The organism is Novosphingobium guangzhouense, assembly GCF_002896965.1.
Classification (GTDB): domain Bacteria; phylum Pseudomonadota; class Alphaproteobacteria; order Sphingomonadales; family Sphingomonadaceae; genus Novosphingobium; species Novosphingobium guangzhouense.
In genome coordinates this window covers 247,199-260,609 of record NZ_LYMM01000002.1, presented here as the reverse complement: position 1 = coordinate 260,609, position 13,411 = coordinate 247,199, and the positions used below count along the sequence as shown (strand labels likewise).

At 63.1% G+C, this 13,411-nt stretch carries 18 protein-coding genes; all 18 read left to right on the top strand.

Going from position 1 to position 13,411, the window contains the following annotated elements:
• Positions 1–5: 5 nt before the first annotated feature.
• The 18 genes from A8V01_RS02785 (at position 6) to A8V01_RS02705 (ending at position 13,221) form a co-directional block, all read left to right on the top strand.
• Positions 6–848, top strand: a complete 843-nt coding sequence (locus A8V01_RS02785) for a GPO family capsid scaffolding protein (protein WP_170065815.1) — start codon at positions 6–8, stop codon at positions 846–848.
• Between the two features lie 52 nt (positions 849–900).
• Complete coding sequence (locus A8V01_RS02780; protein ID WP_170065814.1) at positions 901–1,998, top strand: phage major capsid protein, P2 family; 1,098 nt, start codon at positions 901–903, stop codon at positions 1,996–1,998.
• 135 nt (positions 1,999–2,133) lie between these two features.
• Entirely contained in the window at positions 2,134–2,898 is a 765-nt protein-coding gene (gene gpM, locus A8V01_RS02775) for a phage terminase small subunit (RefSeq protein ID WP_103094424.1), read from the top strand.
• Between the two features lie 108 nt (positions 2,899–3,006).
• A complete protein-coding gene (locus tag A8V01_RS02770; RefSeq protein WP_103094423.1) occupies positions 3,007–3,504 on the top strand; it encodes a head completion/stabilization protein in 498 nt (165 codons plus the stop codon).
• Positions 3,504–3,722 (top strand): hypothetical protein, encoded by a 219-nt coding sequence (locus A8V01_RS28440; RefSeq protein WP_103094422.1) that lies wholly within the window; start codon positions 3,504–3,506, stop codon positions 3,720–3,722. The genes A8V01_RS02770 and A8V01_RS28440 overlap by 1 nt, the downstream gene beginning before the upstream one ends.
• Positions 3,715–3,930, top strand: a complete 216-nt coding sequence (locus A8V01_RS02760; protein WP_245892279.1) for a tail protein X — start codon at positions 3,715–3,717, stop codon at positions 3,928–3,930. The genes A8V01_RS28440 and A8V01_RS02760 overlap by 8 nt, the downstream gene beginning before the upstream one ends.
• A 4-nt stretch (positions 3,931–3,934) precedes the next feature.
• The gene (locus tag A8V01_RS02755; RefSeq protein WP_170065813.1) at positions 3,935–4,423 is read left to right on the top strand and encodes a phage tail protein; all 489 of its coding nucleotides are present in this window, start codon (positions 3,935–3,937) and stop codon (positions 4,421–4,423) included.
• Positions 4,424–4,427: 4 nt separating this feature from the next.
• Positions 4,428–4,910, top strand: coding sequence for a phage virion morphogenesis protein (locus A8V01_RS02750; protein WP_103094419.1), 483 nt, complete (start codon positions 4,428–4,430; stop codon positions 4,908–4,910).
• Positions 4,911–4,967: 57 nt separating this feature from the next.
• Positions 4,968–5,975, top strand: coding sequence for a baseplate assembly protein (locus A8V01_RS02745; RefSeq protein WP_103094418.1), 1,008 nt, complete (start codon positions 4,968–4,970; stop codon positions 5,973–5,975).
• The gene (locus A8V01_RS02740) at positions 5,972–6,595 is read left to right on the top strand and encodes a phage tail protein I (RefSeq protein WP_146037164.1); all 624 of its coding nucleotides are present in this window, start codon (positions 5,972–5,974) and stop codon (positions 6,593–6,595) included. The genes A8V01_RS02745 and A8V01_RS02740 overlap by 4 nt, the downstream gene beginning before the upstream one ends.
• Entirely contained in the window at positions 6,595–7,662 is a 1,068-nt protein-coding gene (locus A8V01_RS29090) for a phage tail protein (protein ID WP_103094416.1), read from the top strand. The genes A8V01_RS02740 and A8V01_RS29090 overlap by 1 nt, the downstream gene beginning before the upstream one ends.
• 10 nt (positions 7,663–7,672) lie before the next feature.
• The gene (locus A8V01_RS02730) at positions 7,673–9,832 is read left to right on the top strand and encodes an FAD-dependent oxidoreductase (protein ID WP_103094415.1); all 2,160 of its coding nucleotides are present in this window, start codon (positions 7,673–7,675) and stop codon (positions 9,830–9,832) included.
• A 92-nt stretch (positions 9,833–9,924) separates the two neighbouring features.
• A complete protein-coding gene (locus A8V01_RS02725; RefSeq protein WP_146037163.1) occupies positions 9,925–10,977 on the top strand; it encodes a hypothetical protein in 1,053 nt (350 codons plus the stop codon).
• A gap of 21 nt (positions 10,978–10,998) precedes the next feature.
• Positions 10,999–11,694, top strand: coding sequence for a glycoside hydrolase family protein (locus A8V01_RS02720; protein ID WP_103094413.1), 696 nt, complete (start codon positions 10,999–11,001; stop codon positions 11,692–11,694).
• A 16-nt stretch (positions 11,695–11,710) separates the two neighbouring features.
• The gene (locus A8V01_RS02715) at positions 11,711–12,076 is read left to right on the top strand and encodes a phage holin family protein (protein WP_103094412.1); all 366 of its coding nucleotides are present in this window, start codon (positions 11,711–11,713) and stop codon (positions 12,074–12,076) included.
• On the top strand, positions 12,073–12,465 hold the full coding sequence (locus A8V01_RS02710; RefSeq protein ID WP_103094411.1) for a hypothetical protein: 393 nt from the start codon (positions 12,073–12,075) through the stop codon (positions 12,463–12,465). Before A8V01_RS02715 ends, A8V01_RS02710 begins: the two co-directional genes overlap by 4 nt.
• Complete coding sequence (lysC, locus tag A8V01_RS28030; RefSeq protein WP_146037162.1) at positions 12,392–12,670, top strand: Rz1-like lysis system protein LysC; 279 nt, start codon at positions 12,392–12,394, stop codon at positions 12,668–12,670. Before A8V01_RS02710 ends, lysC begins: the two co-directional genes overlap by 74 nt.
• Positions 12,667–13,221: a phage baseplate assembly protein V gene (locus A8V01_RS02705; protein ID WP_103094410.1), complete on the top strand. Its 555-nt coding sequence runs from the start codon at positions 12,667–12,669 to the stop codon at positions 13,219–13,221. Before lysC ends, A8V01_RS02705 begins: the two co-directional genes overlap by 4 nt.
• The last annotated feature ends 190 nt before the right edge of the window (positions 13,222–13,411 follow it).

Sequence of the window (13,411 nt, the reverse complement as noted above, 5' to 3'; positions counted from 1 at the left end):
GCCCCATGAAGACCAAGTCCTTCCTCCTCGCCACTGCCGGCTCGACCGTCGACGGTCGCACCATCGACGACAAGATGCTGCAGGAAATGGCCGACAGCTACGACCCGAAGACTTACGGCGCGCGGCTCAACATCGAACATCTGCGCGGCTTCACCGGCGACGGCCCATTCCGCTCCTATGGCGACGTGCTCGAACTTTCGACCGCCGAGGTCGAGGTGAACTTCAACGGCAAGAAGGAAAAGCGCCTCGGCCTCTATGGCGTGTTCGACGTCATGGACGATGCCAAGCAGCTCAACGACGCAGGCCAGAAGGTCTATCCCTCGATCGAGATCGAGCCCAACTTCGGCGGCAAGGGCTTCGCCTACATGATGGGCTGCGCACTGACCGACAGCCCCGCCTCGATCGCGACCGAACGCCTTCAGTTCAACCGCTCGCTTCCGGGCGTACTCAAGGTCGCGGGCGAAGAAGCCGCCCTGCTGGAGTTCGCCGAGGCGGGCGCCGACGATGCCGGTGACAGCTTCCTGACCAAGTTGAGCGGCATCCTGGACGGGGCATTTGCAAAATTCAGCGGCGGCAAGCCGGAGGAAAAGCCCGCAGCCGATCCCGCCCCCAAGGATCCGCCCGCACAGGGTCTCGATTTCGCCGCGTTCAAGCAGCTCTTCACCGATCACGGCAAGATGATCGCGGACGAGATCGGGTCGCTTCGCACCGAGCTGCGCACCGAAGTCGATGCGCTCGGCGTGAAGTTCACCAAGCTCGAACAGGAACGGGAGACCACTCCCTCCCACCAGTACAACCGTCGCCCTGCCTCGGATGGCAATGCCGGTGGCTACGCCGGCATCTTCTGACCTTCGCGCCCCTCTCCCGCCCGCCCCGCTAAATTCACACAGGACCATCATCATGGGTTACAATCTTTCCGATCGCGGCCGCAGGGCACTGGACGGCCTTTTCACGGCCATCGGGCAGGCCAACGGTGCGCGCGATGTCAGCCGCAACTTCGCCCTTGCCCCCACCAGCGAACAGCGTCTTGAGGATCTGCAGCGCGAACAGGTCGGCTTCCTCGAGCGCATCAACGTCATCGGCGTGCGCGATCTCATCGGCCAGGTCATCGGCATCGGTGCGAACAACATGATCGCAAGCCGCCGCTCGCGCGCCAACCTGCCTCGCCGTCCGCAGTACGTCGGTCGCCTGCAGGATCGGGAGTTCAAGCTGGAAACCACGCTGTTCGACAGCTGGCTGCCTTGGGAACTGGTCGATGCCTGGTCGAAGTTCCCGGATTTTGCACAGCGCTACGCCAAGCACGTCGCCACCTCTGTCGCCCTCAGCCGCATCATGGTGGGCTGGCATGGTATCGAGGCAGCGGCCGACACCGATCCCGAAGACAACCCGCTTGGCGAGGACGTCAATATCGGGTGGCTGCAGAAGCTGCGCCTCGAAAAGCCGGACCACGTCATGGGCCGCGCCACCGTCACGGCAGGCGACGTCACCACGGCTACCGGAGCCGCTGCGCCCATCTACATCGGCGCCGGCTCGGATCACGAGGACGGCGACTACAAGAACATCGACGCGCTCGCCTACGATCTCATCGCCGGCATGCCCAGCTGGGCGCGCAGCTCGACCGATCATGTCGTTGTCGTCAGCCAGGATCTGGTGGACGAGAAGTACTTCCCGATGATCAACCGCCCGCTGGCGGACACGATCGACGGCGGGAAGTCCACCAGCGACGAAACCGTCTCCGACATCGTCATGTCGGCGCGGCAGATCGGCGGACGTCCGGCGGCCATCGTGCCCTTCTTCCCCGAGGGCACGATGCTGGTCACCCCGCTCAAGAACCTCTCGATCTACTATCAGGAGGGTTCGCGCCGCCGCTTCATCAAGGATGAGCCGGAGAACATGGCACAGCTGGTGGACTACAACTCGGTCAACGAGGGCTATGTTTTCGAGGACACCGACTTTGCAGTCATGGCCGAGAACATCACCTTCGGCGCCCGTCCGTAATACCCGAGGGCGTCGACGGCGGAACCTGTCATCCGGGATGGCACCGCCAGAGCCAATAGAGAGGGGGTTCCGTTAACGCTCCCCCGCCCGCCGCCGGATAGAGCGGGCACCCGATAAACCACAGGAGAGCCCCGCATGGTCAGCCCCTTCCGACGTCACCAGCAGATGGTTCGCGGCCTCAAAAGCGCAGGGCCCAACCACGTCAGCCACCGCACCGACACGGCTCCGCCAGCCCTCGCCGCCGACACCGTTGCGGGGCAGGAATACTCCGCACTGCGCGTGCTGCTGCATGACAACCTGCGCCAGCTCGCCGACGTCGCTTCCATCGAGGCCCGTAATCCGATGAAGGCGGAGTTCGCCAAGGCGTTCGCCGACTGGATCGAAGGCGTGTTGCTCGCCGGTGAACAGGGTCGCGCGGCGCAGGACGAAATCGTCGTCACCAACATGGTATGGGCGATCGACTACCGGGACATCGAGTATGCGCTGCGCATCGGCGCACATGTGCTCAAGTTCAATCTCGTCATGCCCGAGCGCTACAACCGCACCGCCGCATGCTTCCTCGCCGAAGACATCGCCACCGTCTCGCTGGGCCAGCACGAACTGGTGACGCTCGAGCAGCTCCTGCAAGTGCTCGCCTTGGTCGAAGGCGCGGACATGCCCGACCCGGCCAAGGCCAAGCTCCACAAGGCCATCGGCCGCGCCTACCGCCGCAAGGCCGACGCGTTCGATCCGAGCGCTGACAACGCCCCTGCCGGCGGTAAGGCCGCGTTCGCATCGGAAGCACTGACGCACATGCAGCGCGCGCTCGCGCTGCATCGCGACGTAGGTGTGAAGAAGGACATTCAGGAACTGGAGCGCCAGCTCCGCGTGCTCTCCGCCGACGCCGAGCAACAGGCATAACCGAACGCCCCACGGCGCTCGGGGGGCGGACGGTCACGACGGGAACCGCTCGCGGCTTGCCGGTCAGACCGTCCCCACCCCCCGAAAACGTCTCCCGAGGAACCATCCATGAGTACCGGCCTCGTCTCCTATCCCGCACCCAAAGCCGATCCCGCTGACGCGCAAGTCGTTGCGGACGGGTGGTTTCCGCCGGTGAAGCTTGCAACGGCCCGCGAAATCCCGCGCCTCGGGGATGGCGTCGTCCCGACAGAACGGCTGATCGCGGCGATCGAGGGCGGCATGCTCCACGCCTTCCGCGAACTGTCCGCCTGGCGCAGCGCGCGCGCCGCCACCGGTGCGAGCGCGCTGGAGCAAGTGACCAGCCAGTCGATCAACACCCGCAACCTCGCCGTGGTCCTGTGGGAGCGGGTGGTCATCTACTTCGCGGCGGCCGAGTTGCAGGGCCAGTATCGCGACATTTCCGCGACCGATGACGGCCTCGACCGAGCTGCGGAGAAGGTCTTAACCGCCGACGATTCGCGTCGCATTGCGCTAGCGGCCGTTGCAGATTTGCTGAGCATTGGTTCGGAAGTAGCGGTCGGGCGAAATCGGGTGGAATTGATCTGATGAGAATCTTCCGCGTTGGCAACAAGGCCATCGTCATCGAAGAGATATCGCACTGGTGGGTCGCTGCGGCGGCTCCCGGTGGACGCCCGAAATTGTGCTTTTCGATGCGCAACGGCAAACAGATAAACTTCGGCCCTGACGATACTTCGAACGGTGACGACGGCCATGCGATCGAGCAGGCCTTCATCGAATTCGCACAGAAAGAAGGCCGTGCCTAACACCGCCACCGCTCGGCAGGGCGACACGATCGCCGCAATCTGCTGGCGCGAGCTGGGCCGCACGCGCGGCGTTACGGAGCAGGTGTTTGCCCTTAACCCCGGCATCGCCGCTCTCGGTCCCCGCCTGCCTGCCGGGACCGTCATCACCCTGCCCGATCTGACCGAGGCTGCCCCGGCCGTCCTCGAAACCGTGAAGCTGTGGGATTGATTGCGTGCGCAAGATCGACACCCTGAAAGCCGCCATCTTTGCCGCGCTTCCCGAACTGGGCACCGATCCTGATCGAATCCGGATCTGGATCGAGCGCGGGACCGCCAAGTCCACGCAAACCGGGACGCGCGGTCTTGCCTATGCCTTCCAGCTCAATGTCCTGGTGGTGGAAATGGCCAGCGACATCTCCATCCTGTTTCTAGCCGTGTTCCAGTGGATGCGCGTCAACCAACCCGATCTGATGATGCCGAATGCCGACGCCATAGGCTTCGACGCCGAGATCCTGGACAATGGCACGGCGGACGTTCTCCTGCAGTTACAGCTTGATCAGGCGGTGAGTGCGGCCCCGCGCGCCGACGGCGGTTTCGATCTGCAGTACCAGGGCGAGCCGGATCCATTCGACACCAGCATTATGAGCATTCTCGAACCCGAACCGGCCCCGGTGTTGACCGGATTTGAGGTGGACGAAGACACCCCGCCCTGGGAGCCGTGATCACGTGGCCGACAATGACCTTTCCCGCATGGATGAATGGTTCGGCCAGATCCTCGCTGGCATGGCCCCGGCTGAGCGCCGCAAGGCCGCCCTCAAGCTAGGCCAGGCGCTGCGACGCTCCAACCTCAAACGCGTCGCCGACAACGTCGAGCCTGATGGACGGCCGATGGTGCCGCGCAAACCGCGCCTCGATCGCCCCGGCAAACTGCGCAAGCGCCAGTCCGGCAAAATGTTCAAGGGCCTTCGCAAGTTGCGCAACTGGAAGATCATTGCCGATGCCGAAGGCGTAACAATTGCCCCTGCGGGCGGGAATGTAGATCGCGTCGCCTCAGTCAGTCATTACGGTGAAGTCGCGACAGTGGGCTACCTGCGGGGCGGAGCACCGATCCGCGCTCGCTATCCCGTCCGACGCATCCTCGGATTCGCCCCCGATGACGAGCATACCGCCCTTGAAATCGCCGCATCCCTCCTGCAGCCCGAAAATTAACGGGTAGAGTTCGGCTCTACCCCGGCATACCCTACCGCGCGCGCACGACGCTGGCCCATGCCTTTGGCCATGGTCGGCTCCATTGCATCCTCCCCCGCCGTAGATCTTTCGACGCTCCCCGCGCCGGTTCTGGTCGCGCAGCCGGATTTCGAAACCCGCCTCGCAGCGAAGATGGCGCGCCTCATCGCGCAAATGCCGGCATTCTCCGCGCTGGTGGAAAGTGACCCCGCCATGCTGCTGCTGCAGGCAGACACCTACGACGAGGTAGTTCTGGCGCAGGCGGTGAACGACATGGCGAGGGGCTTTCTGCTAGCCTTCGCCACCGGCGCCAACCTCGATCACCTCGGCGCGCTCATGGATGTTCCCCGCCTCACCGTCACTGCGGCAACCGATACCGCTGCTGCCGCCATGGAAGGCGACACCGCTTATCGGCAGCGCATTCAGCTCGCCCCGCATCGGTTCTCGGTGGCAGGACCGGAACTGGCCTACGTATTCCATGCCCGATCCGCTCATGGCGACATCGCCGATGTGAAGGCATTTGCGCCCAACCCGGACGACATAAAGGCTCTGGTGCTCGATCTCCTCGCGGACAACGAAGCCGCCGCAGACCTTATCGCCACAATGGCTGACGCGCTCGACGATGCCGACTGGCCGGGAGTGGTTCGGATTGCGGTGCTGGCGGCGAGTGGCGACGGCGTTCCCTCGCCCGATGTGCTGTCCGCCGTCGACACTGCGCTGCAAGGGCCGGTGCGCCCGATGACCGATATTGTAATCGTGCAGCCGGCCGAGCCGGTCGATTTTGCAATTGAAGCGCGCCTCTTTGTCTTCGCCGGTCCCGATCAGGGACTGATCCTCTCGACAGCGCAGGACTCCCTCGCGGCGCATCTTGAGGATATTCGCAAGCTCGATCGCGACGCCGCCCGCTCCGCGATCATCGCAGCGCTTCACGTCGGCAACGTCCAGCGCGTCGAGCTGCTCCAGCCCCCTACCGATGTCGTGGTTGACTGGTTTCAGGTAGGCAACCCGGTTTCGGTCTCGATCACGATAGCGGGCACAGAACTGTGAGCCTTCTACCCCCCAATTCCACCGCGGCTGAGCGCGCTATCGAAGACGCGATGCTCTCGCGTATCGACTTCTCCGCAATCGGCACCGAATGGAACCCCGCCACGTGCCTCCCCGGCGTGCTGCCCTTCCTCGCCTGGGGCCTTGCCATCAGCCATTGGGATTCCGCATGGACGTTGCAGGAAAAGCGCGATGCCGTTGCGAATGCCATGCGCTTCCACAAGATCAAGGGCACCCGCGCGGCTGTGGAGGAAGTCCTGGACCGGTTCCATCCGCTGCTGACGGTAGTGGAAGGCGACGGAATGGTTTCACCGCGTCCCCACACCTTCGAGGTGCACGCGCCCGCAATCGAAATCGGCGCGGACTTTCTGACGCCCCAGACCGCCGCAGCGATCATTCGCGACGTCGCGGCGGCGAAACCCCTGCGATCTCACTTCAACTTCGTCCAGCTGCTCGAGGTGCAAGCCACGCTGTTCATGGCTGCAGGCGGGATGGCGGGCACGATGTTTCGCGAAGACTACGCCGTCACTCATGACACAAGCCGGGACTGGTCGAAGATCCTCCAGACCGACGATGGTGAGCCGATCCGCGACGAAGACGGCAATTTTCTGGAGGATGAATAATGCCCGCGTTTGCGCTCAAGCTGACGGATGCGGGACTCGCCGCCGTACAAGGAGAGGCGGGATCCGACCCGGTTGTTCTTTCACACCTTGGCCTTACCGCCACCCCGTTCGACTATGCACCGACGCTGACCGCGCTACCGGACGAGTTCAAGCGGATCGAAGTGGCATCGGGCATCGCCGCTGCACCGAACATCACGCACCTGACCGCCTATGACACCTCGACAGACGTGTGGAGTGCAACCGGCTTTGGTCTGTTCATGGCCGATGGTGTGCTCTTTGCCGTCTATACCAGTCCCACGGTCATCATGTCGAAGTCGGAAATGGCGTTTGCCCTGTTCGCCCTCGACATAGCCTTCGATTCCGATCTCGCCGCCAATATCGAGTACGGAAACGCGGTTTTCGCCTATCCGCCCGCAACCGAGCAGACGCGCGGCGTTGCCCGACTGGCCACCGCAGCCGAAGCGCAGGCCGGCGAAGAGCCGCTGGCGGTGATTACCCCTGCCACTGGCAAGGAGGCCGCGCCATACTGGTTGGCAGATCGCGATCCAGCTTCCCCCGCACTGGATGCCGATCGCCTGAGCGGTCAGGCTGCAAGCTGGTACATGCCGCCTGGCTTCGTCGGGCAATTCGCGATGGCGGCGGCGCCTGCAGGCTGGCTGAAGTGCAATGGCGCTGCCGTGTCGCGCGCCGACTATCCCGCATTGTTCGCCGCTATCGGCACGGAGTTTGGCGAAGGCGACGGCGCAACGACCTTCAATCTTCCGGACATTCGCGGTGAGTTCGTGCGCGGCTTGGACGATGGGCGCGGCATCGATCCTGATCGTTCCCTCGGATCGGCACAGGATGACATGCTCCGTGAGCACGAGCACCTGATAGCTGCAAACGCAGCCACCGGCGGGATACTCACCGGGGATACCTATGTCGCGCTGGAAGGCACTGCGGGCGGCGACACCCAGTACATCCTTCACAGCACACTCACGGTACCGACGCTGGGTCGAACGTCCGCGACAGGCGGCAGTGAAACGCGCCCGCGCAACGTCGCCCTCCTTTTCTGCATCAAGTTCTGAAGGCGCACTGATGTCCAAGCTCAGTCAAATCCCCAAAGCCGCTGCGCTGGTCGACTATGACGGCCGCACCGTAGCCGCCACACTTGACGAAATTGAGCCGAAAGTTGCAGAATTCGTAGGCGCGGTCGACGTATTCATTCCCGGCTACCCGGACCTCTCCGTCTCGACCGGCGCGATCTTCAATGATGATCGTGCCGCAAAGTTCTCAACGGTAGATGGCCGGGAGTGGCGGTTCATCAATGGGCGCCTGTCAGCAATGCTGACGGACACCGCCGCCAATGATGTGGATGTGTTCGTTCCGGGCTTCACCAGCACGATCAGCGAAGTAACGGGCACGAACGATGATCGTACCTCGTACATCATCGACGCGGCCGGACGGCGTTGGTGGTATGATGCTGCGCGGGGCTGGACCTATGGCGCGGCGACGGCGGCAGGCATCCGGCATTTCGATGCGGTGATTTACGGCTCCAACCCGGCAGGCCTCATGGCAGCGGCACGGCTCAAGCTGCGTGGGAAGAGCGTTTGTGTTCTGGAGCCTTACACGATTTTTGGCGGCATGCACGCCTGCGGGCTCGGCATGGTCGATCGCCCGACAAATCTGCAGGGCGGCGCGGATAGCATCAAATGTATCGGCGGCCTGACGCGCTCGCTCTACTTCCAAAGCGTTGCCAACATCGTCGGCACCGAAGACCCTGACCTGAAATGGCAGGCGGCAGCACACGTCTATGAGCAGGTCGCCCAGAACATCCTGATTGAGTACGCCGACCTTGCCATCGCCGATGTGCAGATCGACGGCCCGCGCAGCCTGCGCATCGACACCAACGCAATGACGGGTGAGAAGACCATCCGGGGCGTTTTCACGCGCGAGGGCTACATCTCGGGCGATGTCTTCCTCGACTGTTCCTACGAAATGGACCTGGGCGCGGCGGCGCTCGGCAAGGCAGGTTACCGCGTGGGCCGCGAGAGCCAGGAGGAGACGGGAGAGGCATGGGCTGGCGTAGCCCCGCGCATCGTCTTCCCTCAAATGAGTTCGTCCTACGCCTATTACACCGGAGACGGCGCGCCGCTCGATTTCAGCAGCATCCCCACCGATCTGCCTGTGCTGATCGACGATCCGCAGGCGACGGCAGGGCAGGCCGACGGTAACGTCCAGGCGTTCAACTTCCGCCTCAACCTGACGCGCGATCCTGACCTTTACGTTCCATTCGAAAAGCCTGCAGGTTACGACTATCGCTATTGCCTGCCGTTCCTTGAACGCATCGCTCAGCGGATGAACCTCGCAGCGGGAGCCGGGGCATATCTCAAACCGACCATCTGCCGAGATTCAGACAGTTTCGGGTGGCGCTACCCTATGTTCAGCGCGCGCGGCGCTGATGGGCCGATCACCAACCGCTGGCAATTCAACGAACTGGATTTGCTCAATTTCCAGATCGGGCATGCTGAAGGCAACCGGGCCAAGCGTTCGACGATGCTCGATGAGCATGCCTTCATATCCAAGAGCCTGTTCTGGTTCATTGCGTTCGATCCGAAGGCGCGGGAATACGGACTGGCCGCCCTGCAGGACGATCTCAATGACGTAACCCAGCCTGACGGGTTTGCTCATGTCGGCCCTCTGGGCCTGTGCGCGGACGAGTTCCAGTCGTCGAAATTCGGCAATGGTTTTCCGCCGCACACATACGTTCGCGAATGCCGCCGGCTTATCGCCCAATACATCATGAGTTACTTCGATCAGGCGCCGGTCGCGGACGGCGGCACGCCGACGAAGGCCACCTCGATCGGCCTGTACGGTTACAGCTGGGACATGCATTCCCTGCTGCGCCAGTGGGTGCGCAACGGCAGCATCAATGCCAACGACCGCATCGCTGTCGAGGGTCCATGGCCCGGACAGGAAGCCAAGACCGCGCTTTACCAGATGCCTGCGGAAATGATGTGGCCTGCTCTTGCCCTGAAGAGCCGCAACCTCATCGTGCCCGTATGCGCGGGCAATACGCACCTTGCGTGGGCGCCTGATCGGCTTGAGCCAAACTACGGCATTCGCGGCGAAGCCGCTGGCGAAAATGCCGCATGGTATCTCGACAACCTCGTCTCGGGCGCGGCCGTCCACGATCAGCCCTACCCCAACCTCGCCGGTCGCCTGACCGAGCGCGGGTCCATTCTCTCTCTTTCCTGAGGACCATCTCCATGCCTTCGATCAAACGTACTGGCGCTGACAGCATCGACGAACAGTCGCTTCCGATGATCTACAATCAGGCGCTGGTACAGTTGCTGCGCAGCGGCAAGATCACCGCATGGTGGTCTGCAACCGGGATGGCGGAGGGCCTCAAGGAAGGCTCAACTCTCCCCGCGCGCTGGAAGCATCTGCTCGACACGGACATGTTCCCCAACAGCTTCCGGGCGGCAGGTTCCGCAAAGCCCACTTTGGGGCTCGATCTGCAGGTCGGTCGTAATTTCTTGCGCTTCGGATATGACGGTACCCGCCGCACCCTGAGGCTGGCGGGTTTGTTCACCATGGCCGGGGGCGCCGGGTATGCACCCGGCGATACGGTGGAACTTACTGGCGGAGTCGTGATCCGGAAGACCGGCGCGACCACCGGAGCCTTCAGCAACGACAGCAACTTCGTGATCGAGGATTACGGTGAGTTCGAGGAACAGCCCGCTGCGGTTCTTCAGCAGATCAACACCAGCGGAGCAGGAACGGGCGCAACCTTTCTGCCTCTGATGGCGACCGATTGCGGCTCACTGGAGTTGACCCCAACGGCACAGATGATCCCCGACAGTAGCTTTTCCATCGTCAAGGTTTTTCGTTGCCCTCTTGTCACAGAACAAGCCGAAAGCGGCGGATTTCTTTTCGGTGCCCAGCTCAACGAAAGCGAAATCTACGCGACTGGCAACGCCCGCTGGTGGGGAATGCGCGTTGGCAACCAGGCCGCAGGCGACGGAGTTCTCAACTTCCATGACAAGGGCGATGGTGCCCGTACCAGTGTGGGCGGCGACAAGCGCGATGGGCTGATCCACGTCGCTGCCGGCTGCGTGCCGGCTCCGGGCGGCATTCCGCGCTTGTGGGTTGATGGTGTTCTCGACGACAGCCGTGTTGGCGGCGCGTTCACCAGCCTTAATACAACGCTTGGCAATCGCTATCTGCGCGTCGGGGCTGCGGGCTTGCCGACGCAAGGTCCGACCGGCGGCTTCTGCGGTGATATCTTCGAGATCATCATTGTCCCGTTCGACCTGAACCTTCCCGCCAACGATGACCTGCGTATCGAGATCACGCAAGCGCTGCTCGACATCTACAAACCGGGGCTGGTGGCAGCCTGACGACGTCGAAGGAGGACACACATGACGTACCATCTCGACACGGCTGGCGCGACGCTCATCAAGAAATGGGAAGGCTGCGGGAAGAAGCGCGCCGATGGCCGCTTCGACGCCTATCCCGATCCCGGCAGCAAGGATGGCAAGCCCTGGACCATCGGATGGGGTTCGACCGGCCCTGACGTGAAGCCCGGTGTCATCTGGACGCAGGCGCAGTGCGATGCGCGGTTCGACGTGGACATCGTGGAGTATGTCGAGGAAGTCGCCGCGTTCCTTGGCGCTGCGCCGACAACGCAGAACCAGTTCGATGCGCTGGTGTCGTTCCACTACAATACCGGGGCCATCGCGTCGTCGACGCTGGGCCAGATGCACAAGGCTGGCCGGTTCGGCGATGCCGCCGATCAGTTCCCCCGCTGGATCTACAATGATGGCAAGCCGATGAACGGCCTCAAGAGCCGCCGCGCTGACGAAGCGGCACTCTACGAGAGCGCGGCGCCATCATGCGTCAAGCAGCCGCTACCCGTCGCAAAGGCCGATGTGCGCGTGGTCAACGCCGGTTCCGGTCTGAACGTGCGCAGTGGTCCATCAACCTCCGCCGCGAAGCTGGGATCGCTGAAGCGCGGCACGGCCGTCACCGTGCTTGAGGATACCGGCGACTGGGTTCGCATCACCTACCAGGGCAAGACGGCGTGGGTGAACGATCAGTTCCTCACCGCCGCATGAAGGATGCACGGGGCTAATGGAAAATTTCGATCTGGGCGCCTGGCTGACGGCGGTGGGATATACCATCCTCGCCGCGGTGGGGGGCCTGTTGGCCTATGTCATGCGCGAATACGACAAGGGTAACCCCCTTAACGGGTGGCGAGCGCTGAGCGAGGCCGTGTCGTCTGGCTTCGTGGGCTTCCTCGTCATGCTGATGTGCCAGGCCATGAAGATCGATCCTCTGTGGACCGGCCCTATCGTAGGCGTCTTCGGATGGCTCGGGGCGAACGTCACGATCGGCTTTCTGGAGGGCTTCGTCTATGAACGCTTTGGCGTGAAGCTGCGCGCAAACACTGACAAGCGCGTCCGTGCCGCCAAGGCTCAAGAGGAGGATCGCCCGTGAAGTGGCTTCTCAACCTACTGGCCCCGTGGAAATCCGAACTGTTCGCCATGGTGGGCGTGCTAGCCGTCTGCGGCATCGGCGCGACCGTGATCGGCTATCTGCACATCCAGCGCCAGAACGATCAAATGGCAGTGAAGGACCGGCAGATCGGCGATCTGTCCGATGCCAACAAGGGCTGGTCCGCCTACGCGGCCAAGCAGAACCAGCTTCGCGAACTCGAACAGAAGAACGTCCTGCTTTTGCAGGACAAACTCGCGCTGATCGAGGGGCAGAACGTCGCCGCCGCTGCGCAACTCAAGGATCTGGAGAACAGCAATGCGCAAGTTCGCGAACTCATGGCCCGTCGCCTGCCTGATGATCTGCGCCGCTTGCTCGAGCAGCAAAGGTGAAGTCGTCTCCGCCGCGCCGCCCTCCTATCAAGGCATACCGGCCGGCCTCATGGAGCCGTGCACCGTCCAGGACGTGCGGCAGGAGACGGTGGCGTCGGTAATCGAAAGCCGCAGCATCTACATCAAGGCATTCAAGCGCTGCGCCGCGAAGGTCGATGCGATCAGGGATCATGACGCCCGGATGCGGGCGGGGGGAGCCGAATGAAAGACCAGGAGGACATTCCCGCCGACCTTTCGGAGCTGATCCGTCTCGGAACGATCGCCTCTGTCGACCTGGCCGCGAAACGCTGCACAGTGCTCTACGGCGATGAAGACGACGAAGATAGTGGCGCAACCACGCCCCCGATCCGCTGGCTCGCCCCGCGATGCGGCAAGACGAAGGTGTGGAGCCCGCCCAGCATTGGCGAACAGGCCATCCTGCTTTGCCCCGATGGCCAGCTTGCTGCCGCCATCGCCCTGATCGGCATTGAGCAGGACGCATTCCCCTTGCCCGCATGGGGGCTGACCGAAGGCGTTGAATTCGAGGATGGTGCGCTGATCACCTATGACCCCGAGGCCCACGCCCTCACGGCTATCCTGCCGGCAGGTGGAACCGCAGCTATCGAAGCGCCCGGTGGGGTGACGATCCGGGGGGACGTGACGGTGGAGGGCACGATTACGACCAGCGGCGACGTTATAGCCGATGGCATCAGCCTCAAGAGCCATAAGCATTCCGGCGTGCAGGCCGGGGCCGCGCAATCCGGCCCGCCTGCCTGACATAAAAGACCCTCGCCGGACGTGGTGGAACGGCGAGGGTCAAGGTTTTCGGGTCGCATGCTATAGGGTTCGCAATGCTGTTGGAAATAACGGCCTATTGCGCCTGAGGTTCCCGTGCTTGGGTGAAGCCCGCCGTTACCACGCCCGCCCCTAGATAAAACGCGTGGCTTGGCGCTCTTGCTACTCCCAT